Here is a 25,665-nt window from a genome sequence, read left to right as displayed (position 1 = left end):
TTCACCCATCTTGCACATAACAAAAGCCCCCGAAAATCGGGGGCTTTTATTACATGACCATCTTGTACCTACAGCCCGCCGACCTTAGTTTTTAGCCTTCGGCATCTGCGACACCAACGACAGGCCAATATCCATTCCTTCCACTTGGAAGTGAGGGATGATGAAGAGCTTGATGCGGAAGAAGCCCGGGTTATCGTCGATATCTTCTACCGTCACTTTCGCTTCACGCAGCGGATGTGAAGCTTGCAAGTCATCACCCGGATCTGTCATCTCAGTAACGAGCGTTTTAATCCAGTTGTTGAGTTCAAGCTCCAACAGTCGCCGATCTTTTGTCGTGCCAATGTTCTCGCGCTGAATCAGCTTGAGATAGTGCGCGATACGGGACAGCAGAAAGATATAAGGCAGTCGCGCGTTAATACGGCTATTGGCTGTCGCTTCTTTGGTGTCATACAAGGCCGGCTTCTGTGACGAGTTGGCTGAGAAGAAACAGGCAAAGTCGTGATTCTTGTAAAACGACAAGGGAATGAAGCCAAGGTTGGCAAATTCAAACTCGCGCGTTTCGGGAATCAGTACTTCGGTAGGAATCTTGGGTTGATGCCCCGTGCCTAAGTCATACAAATGCACCGGAAGATCATCTACCTTGCCGCCAGCCTGTGGGCCGCGGATCTGAACACACCAACCATTGCGGATAAAGCTTTGAACCACGTTAGCGCCAAATGCGAACGCGGCATTGACCCACAAGTAACGATCATGATCAGGGCCTTTGACGGCCTCCTGATAATTGAAGCTACGCACCGGAGTTGTATCCGGGCCATACGGCAAACGACCAAGCACGCGCGGCATAGTCAGGCCGATGTAACGCGCGTCGTCCGTTTCGCGGAAACCTTTCCACTTGATGTATTCAGCACGATCAAAATAGTTGCCGATGTCCTGGATGGCGGCGACCTCTTCCATTGTCTCCTTGCCAAAGAACTTCGGCCCAACCGAACCAATGAACGGCATGTGTGCGGAGGCTGCAACCTTGGAAACATTCCGCAACAGGGCGATGTCTTGTGGCGAATTGGTGAATTCATAATTTGAAATGATTGAGCCAATGGGCTGACCACCCGGCGTGTCGTACTCCTGCGTGTAGGCATGGCGATACAGGCCGCTCTGTACCACTTCTGGCGTATCTTCGAAATCTTGTTGCAAGCCTTCCTTAGAACAATCGAGCACTTCGATGCGGACGTTCTTGCGAAAGTCAGTACGGTCGACCAAGAATTTCAGCCCGCGCCAAGCAGATTCAATCTGCTGAAATTCTGGCGCGTGCATCACCGCATCCAGATGGCGGCTGATTTTTTGGTCCAGCGCATCGATATGAAAATCGAGAAGTGACTTATCGAGACGATCTACAGGTCGGCTCGACTCGCCGACCATTTTAAGAAATACGCTAACGGCGCGAGATAAGCGCTCATCAGTCGGTGCGTCAGACAAAGCATCATTGTCTTGGAACGCTTCTATAGGGCGCGCACGCGAAACAGGCTTGAGGTTAATTTTCTCAAAGAGCGAGGCATAGACACTGCTCTCATGTTCGATAGTCTTGGTGGCACTTGAGCCAACCGACTGATTTTCATTCTGTGACATGTTTTCTCCCGTTGTAATTATTCGTTCAGCATTAGAAGAGACAAGATCAAGCATTGCCTTCAGGCAACATGCTTGAGGTTGCAATTTTTTCTAAATCTGTACGCAGACTCGCTGACAACGATGGGTTTTTGACAATCTTTTCCAACTCGCGACGGAAGGTTCCGTTATCGAGAAGATTTGATTTGAGATCGCGCAAAAGATTTCGCATGGCCATCAAGGCCTGCAACTCAGGAATCTGACGCGCCACTTGCTCTGGCTCAAAATCCTTCATCGACTTGAAGTCCAGATCGACGTTCGCTTCAGAGCCATCGTCTAACAACGTATTCTGGATTGTGATTTTCGACTTCGGATTAAATTCACCTAGAACCGCATCAAAGTTGTTTTTATTGATGTCGACTTTTTTACGTTCAGCCAGCGAGCCCTTCGCTTGGCCCGAGCTGTAATCACCCATTACCAACATCTTGAGTGGAAGCTCTACGCGCTTCTGCGCGCCGCCGGTGTGCAAATCCAGTGAAATATTTACCCGGGCTTTTGGAATTTCCCGCTGGAAGCTATCTGTCATTTTCGTATCCCCAGAAAGTTGAACTACTGACGGTGAATCCGAATGAAGTGATTCGGCTTATCAACGTCGACCTGAACACCACCCGCTTATAAAAATCGGACGAGCCACGATTTGCTTATCGGATATTTAAGCGACCCGTTTACTTTCGGATATGAGTCGATTTTTAAGGGCGATCGATTAGATCGTTGAAACATTGATAACGTCAAAGGGATACATGTGACCGACATCACTAATAAATTTTTCGCGAGACGCACATCACACTTTATCGATCATCAAACGACTTTCCGTAAGTTAGGATCGAACTCAAACATAATTCCTACAAATAAAAACGGGAAGCCATGCAGATTTTCAAACCACTCTGGCATGAGGGCCTAATTCTTACGCCGCAACATTTTCAGCAGCAGGAGCAGTGGCTTCATTTCAATCAGCATCAATTTGCATCGCTTGCAATTGCAGAACCGTGGGGCGTAATTGATGTACAGCTTGAAGAAGAACTTCTTGTCGCTAATCGTTTAACACTCACTCGTCTGAAGTTGCGCTTTTCAGACGGCACTCTCATCAACACTGCCGCAACGGATGTTCTTCCACGCTCTCGCGATCTTTTGCGTGATGTTCCAGCAGACGTACAAAGCGTGCGCATTTTTGCCGCCCTTCCTTTGATGAATGCCAACGGCAGTAATTGTCGATTTGACGAACAAGCCATATCGCACCCACGTCGATACATCAGAGAGTTTATTGAGGTCTCTGATCTTCATGGCACTGGCGCAGAGGAAATGTCTGTAGAGAGACACGCTGTGCATTTGCTATTCGACTTCGAACCACATGCAGAAAACATCGTCTGCGTAGTCGCCCGCTTGGTTCGCGGCACGCGCGGACAGTTTGAAGTCGACCGTACTTTTGTGCCGCCATGCCTGTCCTTGGCAGCACATCCGCGCCACACAGAGCGCATCACACGATTATCAGAAATCCTTCTCGCCAAGAGTACTGTGCTCTCCGCACGCCGAAGTGAGCGCATTGATCAAATTGCAGAGTTCGGCGTATCAGATGTTTCTTTGTTTTGGTTACTGCATTGCATCAACACGCATTGGCCACGGCTTTTGTTCTTCAATACACATATCAATCAACCACCAGAGCGCCTTTACGAATTAATGGCCGGGCTAGCTGGCGCTTTAATGACATTTTCAACACGGATAGCTCTAACCGCGATTCCGCCTTACGAGCACGCGAAGCAAGAGGAAGTCTTTGCAACACTCGAAGGACTCATTCGTGAATTGCTTGATGCCATTATCCCGTCACGTGTCATCCCTATTGGCCTGACACGCAAGAGTCCAACAACTTGGACCGGTCAATTCAACGATGAAAGACTGCTCGCAGGCGCGGATTACTACCTGTCAGTAAATGCCGCCATGCCATCGTTCCAGCTTATTGATCATATTCCCAAGCTTTGCAAGATAGGCGCGCCTGACGATATCGACCATATCGTCAATTCTGCATTGGCAGGCATTCCCTTGAAGCCAGTACAACGCGTTCCAGCGGCAATCCCTGTTCGATTGGAGAACCAATACTTTGCACTTGATGCCAGTAACCCGGCTCATGCGCGAATGTTGGCTGCACGCGCTTGCCAACTTTATTTGCCGACAGCAATCCCCGATGCCTCGCTAGAACTCTATGCGGTGCTGACTTCATGAAGACCCTCATCCCATGAACCCATCCGACAAACTTTCTGTGCGCGCCATGCTCCGCGATACGGCGTTAGAAGTTTCCCTACTTGCACAAGGTGCAACTACCACATCAGTGCCACAGCTACGTGAACGCTGCCAACAATTGGTTCGTGACTTTGAGAAAGCACTGGAGTCGCGCCGTATTCCAGCCGACGTTCGCGAGGATGCGGTTTATGCGCAATGCGGACTATTGGACGAATTTGCGCTGACATATCTTCCAATTGATAAGCGTTACGAGTGGGATTCCAACCCCCTACAAGTTGAGCGTTTTAGCAACCACGATGCTGGCGAGAGGATTTATCAACGCCTGTCGGCTCGCATGCTCGAACCGCATGCCAATATCGAATTGCTCGAGTGTTATTCCACGATTCTTGGATTAGGTTTTCGCGGACGCTATGCACGCGCAGGAGAACCCCAACGTGCAGCAATTGTAGTTGCACTCAATGAGCGCCTAGCCAGCACGAGGGTCCCGCATGAAGGATTTATCGTTGACAGTACGCGCCCTCCTCGATTCGCTTGGCTGCGTCAACTCTCGCCGTGGGCAATCGCTGCAATTGCGTGCGCTGCCGCTGCATTGATCTGGATTGCATGGGGGCAATCACTTGACGAGCAGCTAGCCCAACTTCTTCGAGCTAAAGCGTAATGAGCGATTTTCGTCTGGGATATCCCGAACGAACGCTGGTCGCGCTCGGCGCATTTCTCACGATCGTCATCGTCACCTGCATTCTACCTTTGCGCAGCAGCGTATCGATGGCACTAGCGCTAACAGTATTTGGGAGCGCCTTAATACTCATTTTTTTGCGTACTCAAAGGCAGCGGCGCGCACAACATCAAAGCAATTCTGTTCTGGCGGCTTTGGGCGCAAGCACAGTCAATATTCCTGCAGCCCTACGCAATCACATGCCACTGATCATGATGATAGGCGATTCCCTAGAAAGTATTTTCTCTACTGACCCTAACAGCAGCGAACATATCGCTCGCGTAAAGGGCGGAGCCATCTGGTTACGCGTCAATCGCACCGTCGATTTACCTAAGCTGTGCAGCGCCGTTTACACATGGCGTGATAGCCGCGCTCCTAATGGCGTCATTCTTACAATCACTCCAGACCTTCATACCCAAGAAAGCCTGGACAATACGCTGCATTTAGCACGTCAAGTACTGAGCGATAGCAGTAGGTTACTTGGCAAGCATTTATCTGCTTATCTAGCGGTCTATCAGAAACTCACTCGCACAGACGAAGGCGCTTATCAGTGGGTCGGTCTCTCATCAGCCAATCAGATTGATAACTTAGATTCGATAAGTACGTTTTTAAGCGTGGCTGAAGCGCCGGATCAAAACATAAAGTCTGATGTAGATGCGCGTCCTTCTGCTTGGCGCGCCGCCGGCATGACATCGTTAGTCCGCTGGACTCAGAAAAATATTATTTCAAGCTTATTAGACCGTCGACAAACTTCGATGCCTTGGCCATTGCACGGCATCGCATGGATCGATTGCGGGCCAGCCACCAAAGCTGACTCACCATGGAATCTTCATCTGCAATCGCAAACCTGTTTGTCGCCAGCGCTATTTACAGCCACGACACAGCCATGGCCATTACCCGAGCCGTTTCTGGAAACCTTGCCACAGCAGCAATGGGTATCGCCTCGCATACGAGCTCTTACACACGCCATCGTGATTCTCGCCTGTCTAGGCGTGCTCGCAACATGGGGAGCCGTGAAAAACAATGATGCCTTGATGACCTCTGTCAGTGAAGATATCAACCGCTTCTACGCAACGCCTGTTGATCAAGACAGCGCACGACGTGATGCTCTGGCGGCTTTAACTAAAGAGCGCGATCGTCTCGATCGCTATCAACGCATAGGCACGCCAATACGATTAGACCTTGGCATGTATCGCGGTGATGCACTTGTTCCGGAACTCAATCGGGCCATTGCCTCTTACCAACCCCCAGCACAACCTCCCGCAGTCATTACGCTGGATGGCCTTTCGCTGTTTGAGAGCAGTAGCGCAGAACTCAAATCTGGATCAACTCGCGCCCTGATTAGCGTACTTGACGTTATCAAAGCGCATCCAGGCAAACGGATTCTTATCGCTGGACACACCGATAGTTCAGGCGATGCTGAGAAGAATCAGCGTCTTTCTGAAGAACGGGCTGGCGCCGTACGTCACTGGCTGATGGAAACCTCTGGCCTACCTGTATCTACCTTTGCCATTCAGGGCTATGGCGGCGGTCGTCCAATTACCGACAACACAACAGCAGAAGGTCGTGCGCGCAACCGTCGCGTAGAAATTACTTTGATTCCGGAAACAACCGGAACTTAATAACGCCCGAAGCATGAGCAACGGGATTTTTGATGTACTTAACGGAGGAGATTCAAATGGCAATTCCTGCATATATGTGGATCAAAGATGACGGCGGCGCCGACATCAAAGGTTCCGTCACGGTTCAAGGTCGCGAAGGTAGCGTTGAAGTTGTCGCACTCGACCATAGCGTTAACATTCCCACCGATTCAAATACCGGAAAATTGACTGGCACGCGTGTTCACAAGCCAATCACATTTACCAAAGAAACTGACGCATCGACGCCATATCTCTACAAGGCCGTCACCAGCGGACAGACGCTCAAATCAATCGAAATGAAGTGGTACAAGATTGATGACGCTGGCAAAGAAAAAGAATACTTCAACACCAAACTAGACAACGTAAAAGTGGTTGCCGTACGCCCTAAAATGCACGACATCAAGAATCCAACGTTTGAAAAGCACAACCATCTTGAAGAAGTCGAACTGCGCTACGAAAAGATCACATGGTCTTACAAAGACGGCAACATCATCCACGCCGATAGCTGGAACGAGCGCTCTTAAATCAGCGCCCACTTGAGAGCTGGCACAGATTGCCTGATTTTCATCAGGCATGTGCCAGTGCTCTTTTTTACCCGTCTCTGCTCGACCGGAACGCTTGAACTCCAGCCATGACCCATCGTGACCTTTCGCCGTTCCTACGCCGTCTCAACGATCATTGCGCACGGGCGCTCACCAATGCAGTGAGCCTTTGCGAAACCAGAGCACATCGCGAAATCGAAGTGGAACACTGGTTAATCAAGCTGCTTGAGCTTGGCGATGGCGATATTGTCGGAATCACACGCCGCTATGAACTCGACGTCGATGGCATCTGGAACGGCCTGCTCAGTGCCATCAACCGACTTCCACATGAGTTACGAGGCAAACCCAGTTTGTCGCATCGGATTGGACAACTGATGGAAGCCGCGTGGGTCAAAGCGTCACTAGAAGATACTGGAGCTGGCGCTCCTTCTATTCGCTCCGCGCACCTGCTTACAGCACTTGCGGAAGCGCCACAGCTGCTTCGTGCACCTGATGCTTGGGCCTTACTTTCGATTTCACCCACGCAGATCGAACATCTACGAGCAGAGCTCGACCGCATTTCAATTGAAGCGCCAAGTGCGGTTCACACTCAAGCAAGCGCAATCTCAGAAGCAGTACCTGAGACGATCAATATTCAAAGCAAGGATTCTTCAACTGCCGCGCCCGCTAAATCCAAAGGCACAGAAACAAGAGAATCCGAAGCCCTACGTCGCTTTACGATCGACATCACCCAGAAAGCACGTGATGGAAAGATCGACCCCGTCTTTGGGCGTGACGTCGAAATTCGACAGATGATCGATATCCTTGCGCGTCGTCGAAAGAATAATCCCATCCTCGTCGGCGAACCTGGCGTCGGAAAAACAGCACTGGTTGAAGGTCTCGCGCTCAAGATTGCAGATGGCGATGTCCCCGCTGTGATACGAGACGTGAGCGTGCTCACGTTGGACCTCGGGCTTCTCCAAGCAGGCGCAGGTGTTAAAGGTGAATTTGAACAGCGCCTGAAAAGCGTCATTGAAGCCGTTCAACAATCAGTGACCCCTGTTCTGCTCTTCATCGACGAAGCCCATACACTCATTGGCGCAGGCAATACCGCAGGCGGCGCAGACGCTGCCAATCTACTCAAACCTGCACTCGCCCGCGGAGAACTTCGCACGATTGCTGCGACCACGTGGTCAGAATACAAACAGTACTTCGAGCATGACGCAGCGCTCGAACGTCGCTTTCAAATGGTTAAGGTTGATGAGCCCAATGATGAGAACGCCTGCCTCATGCTGCGCGGGCTGAAGGATCGTTACGCACAACACCATAACGTTCACATTACCGATGCAGCTGTTGTCGCTGCCGTAAGACTTTCGCGCCGCTATCTCACGGGCCGTCAGTTGCCGGATAAGGCTGTCGATCTTCTCGACACCGCAGCAGCGCGCGTTCGTATGAGCATCGAAGCGACACCGATTCAGATCTCAACACGTACCGCTGAACAAGCCGCCCTTTCCGTGGAGCGCAGTGCGCTATTAGATGATCAAGTCGCCACATCAACGGATGCAAGCGAAAAAATAGATGCCATCGATAAGCGTCTCTCGTCATTAACAACAGAGCTGGATGCATTCAATCTGGCATTTAAAGAACAGCAACTAGCCGCAACAGCGCTGATTGGTTTGCGCCAGCAATGGCAGACTGAACCCAACGAAGCCATTCGCGCAGAATTGCAAAAATCGATCCAGAGTGCACATGGCTTGATGGACAAGCTAGATCACGATGCCCTGATTCAGGTAGAGGTTGATGAAGCCTCCATCGCTCACGTTATTGCCGACTGGACTGGCGTACCCGTCGGCAGCCTGCTCGAGGATGAACTAGCAACACTGCTCGACCTGGAAGCTCGTTTCAACAAGATTGTTGTAGGTCAGGAAGATGCAATAAGCGGGCTCGGCAAAAGCCTACGCACAGCCAAAGCTGGCTTGAAGTCCGACGAAGCCCCGCTCGGCGTGTTCCTTCTCGTCGGACCATCGGGCGTCGGCAAAACTGAAACGGCACGAACCCTCGCAGACTTGATGTTTGGCGGCGAACGTTCATTGGTCACCATCAATCTTTCCGAATACCAAGAAGCCCATACCGTATCGCAACTCAAAGGCTCACCGCCGGGTTACGTGGGTTATGGCCAAGGTGGCGTGCTCACGGAGGCCGTTCGTCAACGCCCATACAGCGTTATCTTGCTGGACGAAGTTGAAAAGGCGCACCGCGACGTACTCAATATTTTCTATCAGGTTTTTGATCGCGGATTCATGCGCGATGGTGAAGGTCGCGTCATCGATTTCCGCAATACCGTGATTCTGATGACCTCGAATCTGGGCAGCGATCAGATCATGGCAGTGACAGACACTGCAGCAGAAACCAATAGCGTCGCCGCCAATAGCATGCTGATGGATGCCATTCGCCCACTTCTCCTAGATCACTTTCAAGCCGCGCTACTCGCACGCTTTCAAACGCTGGTCTATCGGCCATTGTCAGCCGAAGCACTGACTTCAATTGTGAAGATGAAGCTCGATAAAGTAGCGCAGCGCATCGAGCGTCGGTTTGGCGTTCCACTGATCTGTAACGATGCCCTTGTCGACGAATTGGTACGTGCATGTCAGCTACCCGACTCTGGCGCGCGCAACATCGACAGCTTGTTGGATCAGCAAATTCTGCCGGTACTATCACGAGAGCTTTTGGTGCGCATCACCGGCAATCAAATGCCAAAGGCCATTCGACTTTCGCATTCTGAAGAAAATGGCATCACCGTCGATTTTGATGAAGCCACATCAGATCAATCGACTCTCGCAGCCTAGGCCACAACATGAGCACAGGCCCCTCTCTCTACGACATGTTACTCGGCCACATAGATGGAGTATCGCTGGACGACCATGACAGCAATACATTGGAAATCATGAGTGTGCTCGAAAACCTAAGGCGCATTCTCAATACTCGCGCTGGCACGCTAAAGCATCTGCCGAACTACGGCTTGCCGGACTTGACCATGGTCTATAGAAACTTGCCCGCGTCCATCCACCAATTAAAGGCACAGATCGAAGCAACGTTATTGGTATATGAGCCACGCATCCGAGCTATCGATGTCGAAGTGACGCCAACCGAACCCGGCATGATGATCAGCTATGAAATGACTTGCCACTTAAAAAAGCGCGGGCTTGTTCGCTTTGGCACTCACTACGAACCCGAAGGGCGTACCCGATTGGAATGGCGACGCACTGGCGATAGAGATGCTTAACTCAGTCTGTCTGAATATTTTTCAGGAACTGCGCAACGCTTAGAGCAACATCATAGATTCAGATAAAGTTTTTAATCTTCGTCTGGCGCAACACCCTTCATTGCCTTACGAATTTGATCTGAAGTAAATCCACGCCCAGCAAGATAGCGATATTGTTTATTGCGCTCATCCATTGTCTTTGGTGCTGCGCCAAATTTTCTGGCGTGAAGATCAAGGGCGGCTTGGGTCCAGTCGCAGTCAGCGGCTTCTAGTGCTGCTGATGCTTCGGCGTCTGGCACGCCGGCGACGCGCAGATCGCCTTCGATATACATGCGTCCGTAGCCTTGACCAACGCGGCTGCGGATTAGCATTTCTGCGAAGCGTGAATCGGATTGCCAACCGCGTTCGGAGAGTTCACCAACCGCTTCTGCGGCGGTGCTTTCGTCATATCCGCGGGATTCTAATTTGCGACGGAGTTGCTCCGCGCTGTGCTCGCGCCGACCCAGTGCCCGCATTGCAGAATCGCGGGCACTGGATGGCTCGGGTGGCTTCTTACTTTTCTTCACCAGCTTTTGCGACTTTCTCTGGCATCAACTTGGCGCGCAGAGCAGCTTCGATCTCAGCGGCGATTGCAGGATTGTCCTTCAAGAAGTTCTTGGAGTTGTCCTTGCCTTGGCCGATCTTGTCGCCTTTGTAAGCAAACCATGCGCCGGATTTTTCGACGAGCTTGTGTTCGACGCCGAGGTCAATCAGTTCGCCTTCGCGCGAGATACCTTCGCCGTACATGATTTCGAAGATGACCTGTTTGAACGGAGGCGCGAGTTTGTTCTTCACAACTTTGACGCGCGTTTCATTGCCAACCACTTCGTCGCCCTTCTTGATCGCGCCGATGCGGCGGATGTCGAGACGCATTGAAGCGTAGAACTTGAGCGCGTTACCGCCGGTGGTGGTTTCTGGGCTCTGGCCAGGCATCATCACGCCGATCTTCATACGCAACTGGTTAATGAAGATAACCGTGGTCTTGGAGCGGTTGATGCTGCCGGTGAGTTTACGCAGCGCCTGTGACATCAAACGTGCTTGCACGCCGACTGAGGCATCGCCCATCTCGCCTTCGATTTCCGATTTAGGAACAAGTGCGGCAACGGAGTCGATAACGATGACGTCGAGACTGTTGGAGCGAACCAGCATGTCGACGATTTCCAGCGCTTGTTCGCCGGTGTCGGGCTGAGAGATCAACAGGTCAGCAACATTTACACCAAGCTTTTCAGCATAGGTGGTGTCGAGTGCGTGTTCTGCGTCGATGAATGCGCAAACGCCGCCGAGCTTCTGGGCTTCTGCAACGATGTGCAGCGTGAGGGTGGTTTTACCGGATGATTCCGGGCCGTAGATTTCAACAACGCGGCCGCGCGGTACGCCGCCAATGCCGAGTGCGGTATCGAGCGTGATCGAGCCGGTCGAGATTGCTTCAATCTCTGGACGCTCGTCGGTGCCCATGCGCATGACGGTGCCTTTGCCAAACTGCTTTTCAATCTGAGAGAGCGCTGCTTCCAGTGCTTTTTTGCGGTTGTCGTCCATCGTGTTGACCTCGAAAATAATGAAACTATTGTTATTAGGGCTACGGCGAGGCCTCATATGAGGGGCGCCGGCATGACTAGTGTATAAACATACACCTGTCACTGCAAACCGCTGCACCGGCTAGGCTCAGAACAGCGCCATTTGCGGCGGCGGCTGTTTCGGCTGCCAAACACCATTCAAAGGCCAGCGTCCCAAAATCTGGTACTCGGCCGGCTGATCGTGCAAAACGCTGCGGATCAGTACGAATTCCTTGACCTGCCACACCACCGGCTTAATCCGCGTTGGCGGGATCTGCACAGTGGCATTCCTCACCACGGTCAGATGTGGCGTAAATCTCATTCGCTCAACCGAGACACCCGAGTTACGCAACGCATCGCGTAAGTGATCGTGTAGCAAGGTCAGTTCAGGCGGAGTTTCCAGCGGCGCGAGATACCAAGGCACTTCGCGGTTCTTGAAACTATTGGCCTGATCGAGAGTGAGAATAAACGGCGGCAAGCTCACTAGCTGAGCCACCTGTTTTGCGGCCGCTTCTTGATCGGGCGGAACGTAGCCGCCGAGGTAAGGCAAAGTGATGTGATAGCGCTCTGGCTTGAGTAGATAGCCATCGGGCTGCATGCGCGTTTTCAGATCGCGCGCAGCTTCTGCGCAAGACGCACGCGTCTCGTCATCCGGCCACAGTGCGAAGAAGAGCCGGTTGTGTGGAAACTTGGAGTCAGTCATTCCGCAGGAATTTGAGTAGTTCGGTTAATGCGGTGTGTGCGGTTTGTTCGCGGACTTGTTCGCGATCACCGCTGAAGTGGTAACAACGTACGAGTGGATCACTACCGCGGTGTAGCCAGCTGATCCACACCGTGCCAACCGGTTTAGTTTTAGTGCCGCCCGTGGGCCCCGCAACGCCGGTGACGGCAATGCCCCAATCCGCCGGGCTCGACATAAGCAAGCCTTCCACCATGCACATTGCAGTGCCATCACTCACCGCGCCTTCTGTTGCGATGACGTCTTCTGGCACATCCAGCAATTCTTGCTTGGCGAGATTGGAATACGTGATGACACCGCGCTCAAACCAGCCAGAGCTGCCGGCAACGTCGGTCATCAGTTTGGCGATAAGTCCGCCCGTGCAGGATTCAGCGGTGGCGACAAATTCACCACGAGCGACTAACAACGTTCCGATTTCGGCGGCTAAAGTGCTCATGATTTCGCAGAACGCTCCTAATGTTTTTAGTACGCCAGAATGATCGAAGCGCCATCTGACATTTACTTTGATCGCGATGATACCGCCTGTGGCACACACCAGTCTGGCGAAGGCCGATTACCGCTGCCGCCGTGATAAGGTCAGTTATCGGAAGGATGTCGGGGGTGCGTTGATGTCACATCAGCGCAAGGCGTTTTTCCCCGAGGAATTGTTCTATTTTATATTACAATTGTTTATTAGTCATACATTAAATAACGCCCGCATAACGCTCACCGTGAGTGCGAGTGAAACCAGATAAATGTCTCGAATCATCGACGCTGTTACCGCCATCCTTCTGCACGGCCCGGATCTGTTCATCACCCGCCGCCAAGTGCACATGCCCTCGTTTCCGGGTTATTGGGCCTTCCCCGGCGGCAAGGTCGACAAGACAGATAGCGAAGAACCTCTGCCCTATCCGCTGTTGCAGGGTCACGATCCCAAAAAAATGCGTGCGCTTGATCGTGAGCTGCGCGAAGAACTGGAGTTCGATCTATTCGCTGCAATGGATCGCGGTGAAGTCATCAGCTTTCATGAAGTCGGTGAAGCCACCACGCCATCAATCGTACCGGTGCGTTTTCGCACACACTTCTATCGCATCGAGCTGAGCACGCGACCAAAGATCGAAGCGCATCTTGGTGAAACCGCTGAGTGGGCGTGGATGCCCGCGCAAACACTGCGCGAAAAAATGGACAGCGGTCGTTTGCTGGCTGCGCCACCAACACGCATTGCCGTTACGCACGTTGCAGAACAACCGAGCGACACCGGCACCATTCGTGGATTTGAATTTCGCTTTAATCCCGACTTGGAAATTCCGTGGATGGAGCCGATGGCGGGCATCCATATGTTTGCCGTGCAATCGAACACGATCCCACCTGCGGATCGCACCAATGCATTTCTGTTGGGCGATGAGGGCTCGCGCAAAGTATTGGTTGATCCCTCGCCTGGCTCACTAGAAGAACTCGCACGTCTGAATGCGTTGATCGACACACTGAAGGTCGATGAGATTTTTTTCACGCATCATCATCCCGACCATCGCGAACACGCTGATGCTATTGCGCGCCGCCTAGGCATTCCGATGGGCATGAGCGAAGACACATACGCACGCATTGCCAAGCGCAAACCTGCTTTCTTTGAAGGCATCGAAACAAAAATCTATCGCGAGGGCGATGTGCTCACGCAGTGGCAAGGCGAGAACATCAACATCTATGCCGTACCGGGCCACGATGAAGGCCAGCTCGCGCTGATGCCTGATTCAAAACTGTGGTGCTTGGTCAGTGATTTGATTCAAGGTGTCGGCACGGTTGTGGTCGGCGGCCCTGAAGGCAATATGCGCAAATACTTTGACTCGCTACAGCGCGTGATTGACTGGGATCCGGATGTCATTATTCCCTCGCACGGTATTGCGCTCGGCACGACATATCGCATCAAAGAAACGCTCAAGCATCGCCAAGTTCGCGAAGAACAAATCGCTGCCTTGCATGTTGGCGGCAAAACACCGCAAGAAATGTTGCCGGAAATCTATGTCGGTCTTGATCCACGCTTGGCACCGCTGGCGCTGGTCAACATCATGAGCCACCTGCAAAAGCTGCGCGAAGAAAACCGCATTAGTTAACATCCATTAAGTTTGTTTGCGTCGACGGAGATTTAGAACATGATCTGGACGCTCGCACTGGTCGGCGCACTTATTGGCGCTTCGTTTATGCATCACGCGGGTGGCACCGCCGTCGGCGCCGCGCTCGGCTATTTGCTGGGGCGCGTGCTCAAGCTGGATACGGATTTGCAAGCATTGCGCGAAGAATTGCGCATACAGCGCGCGGTGAATGCGGCGACTGCCGCGAAGCCCAAAGTGCCAGAAGCGCCCGCAGAAAAAGTGGAGCCGCTACAAGTTGTGCCCCCACCTTCGTGGAGCGTTGCTGCTGAGCAGACGCCAGAAACGATCAGCCGTCCAACAGCACAACCACCACCAATTCCACGCACGCCAGTTCCAGCTCCTGTTCTCGCACCTTCATCACCTTCCCTGATATCAAACGCAATCGATTGGATTCGCGGCGGCAATCCTCTGGCACGCGTCGGCATTGTCATTCTGTTTTTTGGCGGCGCATTCCTCGCTAAATACGCAGCGGAACACAGCTACTTCCCGATTGGCCTGCGCATGATTGCACTCGCAATCGGCGCACTGGTTCTGCTGGCCGTAGGCTGGGGCCTGCGCAACTCGCGTGCGGTTTATGCGCAAACGCTGCAAGGCGGTGGCATTGCGGGACTCTATCTAACGGTGTTCGCAGCAACGCGTCTCTATGACCTGCTGCTGCCTAGCGCCGCATTAGCGCTGTTGGTGCTGATTGCCGTCGTCGCCGCGATACTCGCTGTTGTGCAGAACGCATTAGCACTAGCAGTCTTTGGCACAGCAGGCGGTTTCATGGCGCCGATTCTGCTTTCCACTGGCAGCAGCAATCACATTGCATTGTTCAGTTACTACACCATCCTCAATCTCGGCGTCTTCGCGATCGCATGGTTCCGCGCTTGGCGCGTGTTGAATCTGGTCGGATTCATTTTCACCTTTGGCATTGTTGGCGCATTCCGCGCCACGTCGTACTCGCCTGAAAAACTGCTGAGTGCTGACGGCTTTCTGCTGCTGTTCTTCCTGCTTTATATCGGCATCACCATTCTGTTTGCGCTGCGTCAGAAGCCCGATCTCAAAGGTTATGTCTCTGGCTCACTAGTGTTTGGCTTACCACTGGCGACCTTCGCGATTCACGGCAGCATGATCGAGCCTTACCAATACGGACTTGCGTGGAGCGCTCTAGGTTTTGGCGTGTTCTATCTGTTGTTAGCAGGCGTTCTGCACCTGACGCGTCGCGATAATTTCAGTCTTCTATCCGAAGCGTTCGCCGCACTCGGCGTGATCTTCGGCAGCTTGGCGATCCCACTCGCGTTCGATCATCAAACTACTGCCGCAAGCTGGGCCGTAGAAGGCGCTGGCTTGTTGTGGATTGGCATGCGTCAGCAACGTTGGATGGCACGTGCTTTTGGCGTGTTGCTACAGGCACTCGGCGGTGCGGCATTCTTGTTGGATATCAATCACGAAGTTTTAGGGCCCGCTGTATTCAACCGCCTAACCATCGGCTGCGCGATGCTGGCGATTGCAGGTGTGCTCAGTGGTTATTGGCTACAGCGCAATCGTGAGACTGCAAGACCATGGGAAGCGGGCTGGTCCATTATCGCAACCTTGTGGGGACTGGCCTGGTGGTTTTACGGTGGCTTCTCCGAGATCGTTCGCACGCTACCGCAATATGAACGCGGCGCTGATCTGATCTTGCTAACGATTACAGCACAACTGTTGTGGCTCTATGGCTCGCGTTTGCGCTGGCCATTCGCACGTCATCTCACCGTTGCCTTACTGCCTGCTGCCGCATGTATTGGCATCCTCAGCGGACCAGCACATCCATTTATTGAAAGTGCTGCAGTCGCCTGGCCTGTGCTGTTCGTTATTCATTACTTGCTGCTGTATTTCAGCGACGCTGATGAAGACAAAACAACTCAACGTCTGTTGCCGTGGCAACACGCTGCTGCGTTTTGGCTATTGGCAGTCGTCAGTGCTTGGGAATTGCATTGGCAAGTGGACTTGCAGATGTATGGCGTGTGGAGCGTGCTGCCGTGGGGCCTGACACCTGCCCTGCTGCTATTCCTCTGCGCTCGTGCGAGTGATTGGCCCGGCTGGCCTTTGCAGTCGCATGCCAAGGTCTATCAAGAATTCGTCGCGCCGCCGCTCGCACTGTGGATGGCGTTCTGGTTGGCCGGCACCAATCTCAACAGCGATGGCAACTCAGGCAATTTGATTTACATGCCGCTGCTCAATCCGCTGGATATCGCCAGCGTCTTGATCTTGCTTTGCCTCAACCTGTGGTGGAAACAACTTTCACCTGAATCAGCACTGCGTCGCCAAACAGGTGCATCACTGTGGCCGCGTGCCGCTTTCGCAGGCCTCGTTTTTATCTGGCTCAATGCCGCATTGATTCGCGCACTGCACTACGGCATGGGCACGCCGCTGACGTTTGATGGCATCTCAAATTCCATCATCGTTCAAGCAGCGCTCTCAATCTTCTGGGGTCTTCTCGGCTTCATCGCCATGATCTGGTCAGCGCGCCGCAGTCAGCGCGAAGTCTGGATGGTTGGCGCAGCGCTAATGGCAGTCGTTGTGATCAAGCTGTTTGTAGTCGACACCTCAGGCAGCGGCACACTCGCACGTATCGTTGCCTTCTTGAGTGTTGGCGCGCTGCTGTTGCTCACAGGTTATCTGTCGCCGCTGCCACCACGTCGCGCTGAAGAAGAACCAGCGCCGGAGTGATATCTATTTTGAATTGAGCTGCGACAGCGCTTTCTCTGTCGCAGCCAACAAAGCCTCAGGCCCCACAGGCGCACCGGTCGCAGCGATCATCCATTGATCCGGAGTGACGCGACCAATCTTGGCGACACGTTCAAACTCGCCGCCAAAATCCCCTGCCTTATCCACCTGCGCTTCAATCTGAAACGCGATCATGTGACCCAGTGGATAGTTAGGCAGATATAGAAAGCTGTTGATCGTGTGCGAATAGATGCCGAGCAGCACGACATCTTTCTGACCAAAGATTGGCGCGTAATACTGGTTCCAGACATCCTTGCTGATTTTTACCGTCGCTTCACGTAGCTGCGCTGGCGTGGTTTGTGGATGTGCATACATCCAGCGCCAGACATTCATATCCACCAGCGCGACACCCGCAATTTCATACGTTGCCCAAAAGTCATTCAGCGTCTTGAGTGATGCACTTTGCGCGTCCGGTTTGGTCAAGCCCAGCAGTTCCAGATCACGATTCTGGAACGTGAAAGCCAAGGCTTCCGTGAACGCCGTATTGGGAACGCCCTGCAGTAGCGTGTGATCAATATCGTTGAGCGAGAATGTCTGCTCAACGTTGTGGCCCATCTCGTGAACGGCGATGTTGTAGCCCTTGTAATTCATACCGCCCGCTTCAACACGGGTACGCAGATGCGCCTGTGCGCCACGCATCTCAGCGCCCATGGCGTGGCCGGAGCCGCGTGCTGCATCAACAGCAATATTGCTCGCGAGATATTTGGCACGCTCCGCAGAGAAACCCAACTTGCGCAGGATGTTAGGCATGTCCTGCTTATACGCATCAGCCGTTGGATATTGTTTTGCGACGATGGCGTCCAGCTGCGCTTCAGAATATGCGCCGCGTGGACGGAAGCCGTTGTACCAAACATCAAAAGGCTCCAGCGGTCGACCGAGACGCGATTCAATCAACTTGGCGGTCTGCGCCACTAGCGGCGATGACAAGACCTGTTCAAGCATCGCTTGAACGCGTGCTTCTGGAATCTGCATGTCTTCATCAAACACGCGCTGAATATAGGTCGGCGCGGTTGGCGAATACGGATCAGCCTGACGCATGGCTTTGTAGTCGGCCAGCAACACGGCGTAGCGCGTATCAGGTTCGCGAGCGTTGCTGCTAGAGGCTTTCGCGCGCGGCTCGCCATCACGAGCAGGACTTGGAAAAACGGCATTGTTAACTGGATTCCAATCGACGCCCGGATTGTCGATCACCGACGCTGGAATCTCTTGCGTCACGATGCGCTCCATCACTTTCTGAATCGTGCGCTGTTTCGCCAAACCATTTTCAGCGTCGGAGTAATCCGCCTTGATCTGATCGCGCAGATTCCAGTGCGACAACAAGCGCAACTTTGGCGCAAACAAACGCTTGCCTTGTGCATCCAGCAAGTGATGCATCCAGATGTTGTATTCAGAGATATAGCGATCGGCATCTGAGGCAGCGTTAGCCATCGCCTGATTCACGGCCGCCGGAATGCGTTTGGAATAGCGCTCAGCTAACCGTGCCTCTGCCCACTGGCGACGCGTCCAATGCTGTCCGTCGCTGAGACGCTGTTGCAGCGTCGTCAGAGGAAAATTCAGCAGCGCGATCTGCGCCAGTTTGTTTGAGAAGAAATCATCCAGCACATGCGCTGAAGGATCGTAGGCACTAAAGATGTCGTCATAGGATGCAATCGGTCCAACATCTAGATCAGACGGCGTGCGGAACTCGCGGTTGATCTCGTGAAGATGGCCATCCAATTGTTCAAGGTTGTATTCGTAGCGATTGAACATGGCATCGACAGCAGACTGCGTGCCTGCAAAGTTATCGCGCACAAAAGTGCTGAAGGCCAAGGCGTCGCCATCTTGCGCACGCCAGACCGTAGCAACCTGTTCGATACCGCGATGTGCGCGTTCAAGCTGCGCTTCGCCATACTTACTGACCAACTCCTGCTCAAGCTGAGCAGATAATTTCGCATTGACTACAACTTTGCTGGCAGCCTGCGTTGGCAATGTGAAGCTGAGGCACAGCAATGCAGCAATAAACTCGACTCTGATCGACATCAATCTCTCCGACAAATAACGCAGCACTTACTCAGCGTTTTGCAGAGCCTGATCGGTTTTTGCTTTTTGATTGTCGTTGGCGTTCAAAGCACCATCGACTTTGTCAGCAATGGCGCTGCCGGCATAGCCGATCGAATCGGTTTTACGAATGCCTTGGGTTTCTTCGCGGCCTTGTGGCTCTTGCGCGATGGGTGTGACAGGAGGGGTGCGATCACAAGCGGCGAACAACAAGCTGCTGGCGATAAAGACGGGCGTAAGAATATGGCGCATGACATCACCTCTTAAGGTAAAAATCCTGCGCCAAACATACACCGAGTTGAGGAAAAAGCGCAGGGACTGATCCCTGCGCCTACAACATGAGCGCTTACTTGTTGGTCAGCATCTTCAATTCAACATCGCCACGATTGACCGACTCCAGTTTGATCACCTGGAAATCGCGTGACGGAGCAACCCAGCTATGCGTGCTGCGGGTTTTGCTGTCGATGCGATCAATGCGAATTGCATCGATAGTGCCAACCGAGGTCTCTACTTTCTCGTGGCCGAGAATGGCGAAGCGGTAGTGATTGATGTCTTTGGCATCCACCGAAACAAACTCTGCCTCTGTGCGTTTAGTGGTGTCAGGCACCGACATCACCCACAGGCGAATCGCCTGCTGCATGCCAAATCGGTCATACGCCACATCCGGCAGATCACGCACGGTGGTCTTGCCGCCCTTCACGGTAGTGACCTTTTTTGCGGCCCAATCAAAACTCAAAGTGAATTCATCTTTGGGACGCTTATCAATGTTGTATTCGTAGCGGCTTGGACGAATCACGCCATCCTTAACGCAGAATTCGCTCACTTCTTGCGGAGAACCGTAGAGCCAACGCACGGCACCGACAGGACGCGTTTGCGATTCGTAGCGATAGCAGCCTTTCCCCTGAGGGATCAAATTGATGATCGCATCACCCAGCGGGATGCCATTCCAGTCCACATCAAAACTCAGATTGGCGGACTTGAGCATGTTGATCACAGCGTCGTTCGACTGTGGTGCAGGCGTAGGCGCGACGGCATCGGCAGCACTGGCTGCACCAGCAACGAACAGCGAGATCCAAAGCAACTTACGCATTAGCAAACTCCACGTCGAGATCATTCAAGTTCAATGGCGTTGTGCGCCGTTGACCACGAAACCAGACCTGCTCGTTTTCCAGCTTCAACTCGCCTCGCGCCATCCAAGCCACGGCCTGCGGGTATATTTTGAGTTCGATGTCGCGCATCACGCGCTCACCCAAGGTCTGCGCTGTATCTTGCGCTTCTACGCTTAACCGGCCCTGAATCACCGGCGCGCCGCCATCCAACTCTTCGGTCACAAAGTGCACCGTCGCGCCGTGTTCGGCATCGCCCGCTTCCAGCGCACGCTGGTGCGTCTTGAGGCCGGGATATTTCGGCAATAGCGAAGGATGAATGTTGAGCATGCGGCCGCGAAACTGGCGCGTGAACTCGTCGCCAACCACTCGCATAAAGCCAGCCATAACAACGATATCGGGATGATGACGCTCAATTGTTGCAGCCAGTGCAGCGTCAAACACGCTGCGCTCTGCGTAATCGATATGCGGAACAACTTCGGTGAGGATGCCGGCTTCGCGCGCACGCGCTAAACCACCGGCATCTGCCTTGTTGGACGCCACGGCCGCGATACGGCCGTGGAGGCGTCCTGCCTCTTGCGCTTCGATGAGCGCTTGTAGATTGCGGCCTTGGCCAGAAATGAGGACGACGATGTTTTTCACTACGACCGAGCCCCAACAATACGGCACAAAATAATTCTTATGTAGGAGCGCCTCTTAGGCGCGATAGCGCTATCGCGCCTAAGAGGCGCTCCTACAACTTGATCAAATAGATTGCCCTAAGGAATCTTCTACGCGTAACGAACGTCCTGCTTGCCCTTGACCACCTGGCCGAGAATCCAAGGCTTGAGCTTGGCTTTCTTCAGTTCAGCAATCGCGCGATCAGCTTGGAGACGTGGCACTACCATCACGAAGCCAACGCCGCAGTTGAACACGCGCAGCATTTCGTCTTCTTCAACGCCGCCTTCTTTCTGCAACCAGCTAAATACTTCTGGGCGCTTCCAGCTCTGCATATCAACAACAGCGGCCGTGCCCTTAGGGAAGCAGCGCGTGAGGTTGCCGGTGATGCCGCCGCCGGTGATGTGGGCCATGCCCTTCACGGTGACGCCGCTCTCAATCAGCTTGAGCACGGGCTTCACGTAGATGTTGGTCGGCGCGAGCAGCGCATCGGCCAGTTCGCTCTTCGGAGCGAGCTTGTAACGATTGACCGCGAGAATCTTGCGAATCAGCGAGTAGCCATTCGAATGCGGGCCCGATGAAGGCAGCGCCACCAGCACGTCGCCCGGTTTGATCTTTGTGCCATCGATCAGCTTGCTCTGCTCTGCCACTGCGACGCAGAAACCAGCGAGGTCGAAATCGCCATCGTGGTACATGCCCGGCATTTCGGCGGTCTCGCCGCCGACCAATGCGCAACCAGCCTGCTTACAACCGTTGGCGATGCCCTTGATGACTTGGGCTGCTACTTTTTTGTCCAGCTTGCCGGTGGCGTAGTAGTCGAGGAAGAACAGCGGCTCGGCGCCGTTGACCAACACATCGTTAACGCACATGGCGACGAGGTCGATGCCCAGACCTTCAACGCGACCGGTGTCGATGCCCAAGCGCAGCTTGGTGCCAACGCCGTCGGTGCCCGAAACCAGCACTGGCTTCTTGTACTTCTTCGGCAGGTTTACCAGCGCGCCGAAACCACCCACACCCGCCAACACTTCCGGACGGCGAGTGGATTTGACGATTTTTTTGATGTCATCGACCAGCGCGTCGCCAGCATCGATATCAACGCCAGCGGCGGCATAGGTCAGGGATTTTTTGGTGGCCATGTCTTAAGAGGTCTGCTTTGAGGAGGCGATCTGCGCGCGTCGGCGCCGGCGGGTCGCATTTTACAGGGGAGCGGCCGATAATTCGCCCATGCACGCAAAATCATTGTCATTACTGGCCGCAATTCTTCTTGGCAGTGCCACTTTTGGCGCTCAGGCGCAGACGGCTGACGACTATATTTCCAGCGCAGTGGTGACCGATCAGAGCCCGGCATCCCGCGACAAAGGCCTGCGTGACTCCCTCAGCATCGTGCTTACTCGCGTTGGCGGGGCAAAAGCCACGGGTGCGAAAGTTGCCCTGCTGCTCGCCAGAGCGGACGCGTTCGTCCAGCAATTCGACTACAACAATAACGACAAGGGCGAGTTGTTGATCATCGCCACCTTTGACCAGCCCGCAGTAGACGCCGCCCTCAAATCACTGGGCTTTGCCGTTTGGGGCATCAACACCAGCCCAGTCGACGACGTCGCCCTCAGCATTAGCGGCATCACCAACCCTCGCGCTTACGCTCGCGCTTTGAACTATCTGCGCGCACTGCCGGGCATGAAGAATGTCTCTGTCCTCGTACTAGCGGGCGACGTTGTGTATCTGCGCCTCCGTAGTGAAGGTGGTGCAGCACGTCTGACCGGCGCTTTGAGTGTTGGCGGCGTGTTAAAGCGCTTGGATAAGGGCGACACCCGGGAATTGGCCTACGCTTTGCAGCGTTAAACGCAAAACATCGCGTCATCATCGTGCCGATCAAACATTGTTATTAAATATAGACTAATATTTAATAAGTAAATTAACTTAAACAATCTTCCCTACGCAGCAAGCTATTGCGAGTGAGTGGAACAAAAATGAATTTCAAAGAACATATGCCTTGGTGGATTTTCGGCGCGCTTGCGCTGGGTCTGTTGTGGCTGCTGTCACCGATACTGATGCCTTTTGTGGTCGGCATCAGCTTGGCCTACATCGGCAATCCGGTGATCAACAACCTGCAGCGCCGCGGCATGTCGCGCGGGCTCGGTGTGAGCGTGGTGTTCATCGTCATCACCCTCCTCACCGCTTTGTTCTTTGTGCTGGTGATTCCACCACTTGAAGAACAGCTCTACACACTGATCACCAACATCCCCGACGCGCTGCACTGGATACAAGACACCGCTCTGCCCGCGCTTGGCATTCGCTTGCCACGCGGCGTGCAGTTGGATGCCGACGGCGTGCGAAAACTCATCGCCGCCAATTGGGGCACCGCCAGCGATATGGCGATGCAGGTCTGGCACAAGGTTTCCACCTCTGGCATGGCGGCGTTCACGCTCATCGCAAATTTGACGCTGATCCCCGTCGTTGGCTTCTACATGATGCGTGACTGGAATCTTTTTGTCGGCGCGATCAACGATCTGATTCCGCCACGTCTGCACACGCGCGTGAATGGCTTTATGAATGAAGCTGACGCCGTGCTCGCCGCATTCTTCCGCGGCCAGCTGATGGTCATGGCTTCACTTGCTGCGATCTACAGCATTGGTCTTTCAATTGTCGGCCTCAAACTCGCTTTGGTCATTGGTATCGGTGCGGGCCTCGTCAGCTTTGTGCCGTACTTGGGCGCCATCAGCGGCTTTGTCGCAGCCATCGTTGCCATCCTCGTACAGACCGGCGATCCATGGCAGTGCGGTTGGGTTGGGTTGGTATTTTTTATCGGCCAGATGGCAGAAGGCAGTTTCCTCACGCCGAATCTCGTGGGCGATCGCATCGGTCTGCATCCCGTCACCGTGATTTTTGCAGTGATGGCTGGCGGCACACTATTTGGTTTCGTCGGCGTGTTACTGGCGCTACCCGCAGCGGCCGTGCTCGCAGTCGCCGCACGTCATCTGCTTGAGCAATGGCGCAAGAGCCGCTTGTATCTCGGTAGTCCCGCTTTGCCCTCACCAGAACAAACACCGGAATAGCATGAAGGGCCAGCAACTCCCACTCTCCGTACAACTACGAGAGTCGGCCAGCTTCGATACTTTTTACGTCGGGCCGAATGAGCTGGCGGTGAATGCGCTGCGTGAACTCGGCAGTGCAGTGCTGATTTATGGCGCCCTTGCCAGTGGCCGCACGCATTTGCTGCAAGCAGTTGCACGCGAACGTCGCTGCCCGTATCTGCCGCTGCAAGATTTACGCGAGATGGGGCCGGATGCACTCGAAGGCCTTGATCAATCCGCCGTGCTTTGCCTTGATGATCTCGACGCTGTGAGCGATGACCGCGATTGGTCGATGGCTTTGCTACGTTTGCTTGATGCGCGTCGCAGCGCTAACAAAGTGACCGTGCTCTCAGCCAATGCCGCACCTGATCGCGCCAACATCGCCCTGCCCGATTTACGCACACGCTTAACGCTCTGCGCAGTGTTCGGTCTCAAACCATTGGATGACAACGATCGCGAAACACTTTTACGCGAGCGTGCACGTGCTCGCGGGCTGGAGATGCCAGTAGAAGTTTCTGCGTGGTTGATGAAACACCTGCCGCGCGATGCGGGCAGTTTGCTCAGCGCACTCGATCAACTTGATCGCGCAGCACTGAGCGCCAAGCGCCGTCTTACGGTGCCTTTTGTGCAGACTGTTCTAGCTCAGACACAGCTTTGAAATAAGCACGTTCTTTCGAACGTGCTTTGACGTAAACACTCAAGCTCACAAATTCCAAAGCGGCGATTGCAGCAATGCCAAAGCAGATCCACTTCTCTGCTGGATTCGCTTGCCCGGCAGCCAGATAACCGCCGACATAAAACACCAACAACATCGTCGCCCAAGCAAAGGTGTAATCGCGTCCACGCAACAAACCCGGCAATGGAAACAACAGCGGCACCACTAACAGCCACATCGGCACGCCAAAACCATTACGCGCAACAATCACTGCGATCAAAGCAAAGTGACTCAACAAAGTGACGCGACGCGCCCAGAGACTCAGCTGCATTATTTCTTTGCCTTCAACGCTTCAAGATCTGCCAACACTTCTGCTGCATTCTCTTTTGGATCAACGCCTGCGTAATGCTTGGCGATGATGCCTTTAGGGTCAATCAAAAAAGTATCGCGCTTGGCATATTGAAACCCGATGATCGAATTCAAGACGCCGTAAGCCTTGGACGCTTTCTTATCGACATCTGCCAGCAATGGAAACGGCAGCTTGTACTTCTCAGCAAACTCCGCGTGCGACTTCACATCATCGAGGCTCACGCCGATGACATCAGCGCCCGCATCGCGCAGCTTGAATACGTGATCACGGAAGGTGCAGGCCTGCGTGGTGCAGCCCGGCGTTTGATCTTTGGGATAGAAATACAACACCACCCACTTACCCCTGTGATCAGCCAAGGTGTGCCACTGGCCTTTTTGATCTTGCAGTTTGAACTCAGGCGCAACGGTGCCATTGGCCGGCACATCAGCAAATGCTGGCAGCGCAAAAGACAAAGACAGCAGTAAAAGAATTCGAATCAGTTTCATGTCATCACCTTAACCGTAGGGTGGGTTAGCGAAGCGTAACCCACCAT

24 protein-coding genes are annotated in these 25,665 nt (G+C 53.5%); 11 read left to right on the top strand and 13 right to left on the bottom strand.

From position 1 onward, the window contains the following. Nucleotides 1-84: 84 nt before the first annotated feature. Nucleotides 85-1,623: a type VI secretion system contractile sheath large subunit gene (gene tssC / locus CJD38_RS01920; RefSeq protein WP_107938602.1), complete on the bottom strand. Its 1,539-nt coding sequence runs from the start codon at nucleotides 1,621-1,623 to the stop codon at nucleotides 85-87. A gap of 46 nt (nucleotides 1,624-1,669) precedes the next feature. After that, nucleotides 1,670-2,185: a type VI secretion system contractile sheath small subunit gene (gene tssB, locus CJD38_RS01915; RefSeq protein WP_107938601.1), complete on the bottom strand. Its 516-nt coding sequence runs from the start codon at nucleotides 2,183-2,185 to the stop codon at nucleotides 1,670-1,672. 338 nt (nucleotides 2,186-2,523) lie between these two features. Here tssB and tssK point away from each other — a divergent pair, with 338 nt between their 5' ends. From tssK to tssE, 6 genes are all read left to right on the top strand, one after another. Next, nucleotides 2,524-3,873: a type VI secretion system baseplate subunit TssK gene (gene tssK / locus CJD38_RS01910; RefSeq protein ID WP_107938600.1), complete on the top strand. Its 1,350-nt coding sequence runs from the start codon at nucleotides 2,524-2,526 to the stop codon at nucleotides 3,871-3,873. A gap of 13 nt (nucleotides 3,874-3,886) precedes the next feature. Further along, nucleotides 3,887-4,549, top strand: coding sequence for a DotU family type IV/VI secretion system protein (locus CJD38_RS01905; RefSeq protein WP_107938599.1), 663 nt, complete (start codon nucleotides 3,887-3,889; stop codon nucleotides 4,547-4,549). Further along, nucleotides 4,549-6,228: an OmpA family protein gene (locus tag CJD38_RS01900; protein ID WP_107938598.1), complete on the top strand. Its 1,680-nt coding sequence runs from the start codon at nucleotides 4,549-4,551 to the stop codon at nucleotides 6,226-6,228. The genes CJD38_RS01905 and CJD38_RS01900 overlap by 1 nt, the downstream gene beginning before the upstream one ends. A 56-nt stretch (nucleotides 6,229-6,284) precedes the next feature. Then, nucleotides 6,285-6,770: an Hcp family type VI secretion system effector gene (locus CJD38_RS01895; RefSeq protein ID WP_107938995.1), complete on the top strand. Its 486-nt coding sequence runs from the start codon at nucleotides 6,285-6,287 to the stop codon at nucleotides 6,768-6,770. A 107-nt stretch (nucleotides 6,771-6,877) separates the two neighbouring features. Next, nucleotides 6,878-9,613, top strand: a complete 2,736-nt coding sequence (tssH, locus tag CJD38_RS01890; protein WP_107938597.1) for a type VI secretion system ATPase TssH — start codon at nucleotides 6,878-6,880, stop codon at nucleotides 9,611-9,613. An 8-nt stretch (nucleotides 9,614-9,621) separates the two neighbouring features. Further along, on the top strand, nucleotides 9,622-10,050 hold the full coding sequence (tssE, locus tag CJD38_RS01885; RefSeq protein WP_107938596.1) for a type VI secretion system baseplate subunit TssE: 429 nt from the start codon (nucleotides 9,622-9,624) through the stop codon (nucleotides 10,048-10,050). 71 nt (nucleotides 10,051-10,121) lie between these two features. Here the strand turns inward: tssE and CJD38_RS01880 are convergent, their stop codons facing one another. From CJD38_RS01880 to CJD38_RS01865, 4 genes are all read right to left on the bottom strand, one after another. Further along, nucleotides 10,122-10,595, bottom strand: a complete 474-nt coding sequence (locus tag CJD38_RS01880) for a regulatory protein RecX (RefSeq protein ID WP_436295200.1) — start codon at nucleotides 10,593-10,595, stop codon at nucleotides 10,122-10,124. Beyond that, nucleotides 10,582-11,604, bottom strand: coding sequence for a recombinase RecA (gene recA / locus CJD38_RS01875; RefSeq protein WP_107938594.1), 1,023 nt, complete (start codon nucleotides 11,602-11,604; stop codon nucleotides 10,582-10,584). Before recA ends, CJD38_RS01880 begins: the two co-directional genes overlap by 14 nt. A 126-nt stretch (nucleotides 11,605-11,730) precedes the next feature. Continuing rightward, entirely contained in the window at nucleotides 11,731-12,324 is a 594-nt protein-coding gene (gene thpR / locus CJD38_RS01870) for an RNA 2',3'-cyclic phosphodiesterase (protein WP_107938593.1), read from the bottom strand. Then, the gene (locus CJD38_RS01865; RefSeq protein WP_107938592.1) at nucleotides 12,317-12,796 is read right to left on the bottom strand and encodes a CinA family protein; all 480 of its coding nucleotides are present in this window, start codon (nucleotides 12,794-12,796) and stop codon (nucleotides 12,317-12,319) included. Before CJD38_RS01865 ends, thpR begins: the two co-directional genes overlap by 8 nt. Before the next feature lie 298 nt (nucleotides 12,797-13,094). Between CJD38_RS01865 and CJD38_RS01860 the strand changes: the two genes are divergently transcribed. Together CJD38_RS01860 and CJD38_RS01855 are read left to right on the top strand one after the other, a co-directional pair. Then, nucleotides 13,095-14,447 (top strand): MBL fold metallo-hydrolase, encoded by a 1,353-nt coding sequence (locus CJD38_RS01860; RefSeq protein WP_107938591.1) that lies wholly within the window; start codon nucleotides 13,095-13,097, stop codon nucleotides 14,445-14,447. A gap of 39 nt (nucleotides 14,448-14,486) precedes the next feature. Next, nucleotides 14,487-17,180 (top strand): DUF2339 domain-containing protein, encoded by a 2,694-nt coding sequence (locus tag CJD38_RS01855; protein ID WP_107938590.1) that lies wholly within the window; start codon nucleotides 14,487-14,489, stop codon nucleotides 17,178-17,180. A gap of 3 nt (nucleotides 17,181-17,183) precedes the next feature. On the opposite strand, the gene CJD38_RS01850 is transcribed toward CJD38_RS01855, so the two are convergent. The 5 genes from CJD38_RS01850 to purM form a co-directional block, all read right to left on the bottom strand. Beyond that, nucleotides 17,184-19,256: a hypothetical protein gene (locus CJD38_RS01850; RefSeq protein ID WP_206362847.1), complete on the bottom strand. Its 2,073-nt coding sequence runs from the start codon at nucleotides 19,254-19,256 to the stop codon at nucleotides 17,184-17,186. 27 nt (nucleotides 19,257-19,283) lie between these two features. After that, complete coding sequence (locus CJD38_RS01845) at nucleotides 19,284-19,526, bottom strand: hypothetical protein (RefSeq protein ID WP_107938589.1); 243 nt, start codon at nucleotides 19,524-19,526, stop codon at nucleotides 19,284-19,286. A gap of 94 nt (nucleotides 19,527-19,620) precedes the next feature. Continuing rightward, complete coding sequence (locus tag CJD38_RS01840) at nucleotides 19,621-20,364, bottom strand: DUF3108 domain-containing protein (RefSeq protein WP_161554129.1); 744 nt, start codon at nucleotides 20,362-20,364, stop codon at nucleotides 19,621-19,623. Next, nucleotides 20,357-21,022 carry a phosphoribosylglycinamide formyltransferase gene (purN, locus tag CJD38_RS01835; protein WP_107938587.1) on the bottom strand — a complete coding sequence of 222 codons (666 nt, stop codon included), beginning with the start codon at nucleotides 21,020-21,022 and terminating at the stop codon, nucleotides 20,357-20,359. Before purN ends, CJD38_RS01840 begins: the two co-directional genes overlap by 8 nt. A gap of 128 nt (nucleotides 21,023-21,150) precedes the next feature. Continuing rightward, a complete protein-coding gene (gene purM / locus CJD38_RS01830) occupies nucleotides 21,151-22,173 on the bottom strand; it encodes a phosphoribosylformylglycinamidine cyclo-ligase (protein ID WP_107938586.1) in 1,023 nt (340 codons plus the stop codon). An 88-nt stretch (nucleotides 22,174-22,261) separates the two neighbouring features. Here purM and CJD38_RS01825 point away from each other — a divergent pair, with 88 nt between their 5' ends. The 3 genes from CJD38_RS01825 (at nucleotide 22,262) to hda (ending at nucleotide 24,766) form a co-directional block, all read left to right on the top strand. Continuing rightward, nucleotides 22,262-22,876, top strand: a complete 615-nt coding sequence (locus tag CJD38_RS01825) for a DUF8605 domain-containing protein (RefSeq protein WP_107938585.1) — start codon at nucleotides 22,262-22,264, stop codon at nucleotides 22,874-22,876. A 128-nt stretch (nucleotides 22,877-23,004) separates the two neighbouring features. Next, complete coding sequence (locus CJD38_RS01820; RefSeq protein ID WP_107938584.1) at nucleotides 23,005-24,090, top strand: AI-2E family transporter; 1,086 nt, start codon at nucleotides 23,005-23,007, stop codon at nucleotides 24,088-24,090. Between the two features lies 1 nt (nucleotide 24,091). Further along, entirely contained in the window at nucleotides 24,092-24,766 is a 675-nt protein-coding gene (gene hda / locus CJD38_RS01815; RefSeq protein ID WP_107938583.1) for a DnaA regulatory inactivator Hda, read from the top strand. On the opposite strand, the gene CJD38_RS01810 is transcribed toward hda, so the two are convergent. Both CJD38_RS01810 and CJD38_RS01805 read right to left on the bottom strand, forming a co-directional pair. Next, nucleotides 24,720-25,094, bottom strand: coding sequence for a DUF2069 domain-containing protein (locus CJD38_RS01810; RefSeq protein ID WP_107938582.1), 375 nt, complete (start codon nucleotides 25,092-25,094; stop codon nucleotides 24,720-24,722). The genes hda and CJD38_RS01810 overlap by 47 nt on opposite strands. After that, nucleotides 25,094-25,618, bottom strand: coding sequence for a peroxiredoxin (locus tag CJD38_RS01805; protein ID WP_107938581.1), 525 nt, complete (start codon nucleotides 25,616-25,618; stop codon nucleotides 25,094-25,096). The genes CJD38_RS01810 and CJD38_RS01805 overlap by 1 nt, the downstream gene beginning before the upstream one ends. Nucleotides 25,619-25,665 lie beyond the last annotated feature (47 nt).

This window comes from Stenotrophobium rhamnosiphilum (assembly GCF_003052265.1).
Taxonomy (GTDB): Bacteria; Pseudomonadota; Gammaproteobacteria; order Nevskiales; family Nevskiaceae; genus Stenotrophobium; species Stenotrophobium rhamnosiphilum.
This window is presented reverse-complemented; position numbering and strand designations above follow the sequence as displayed.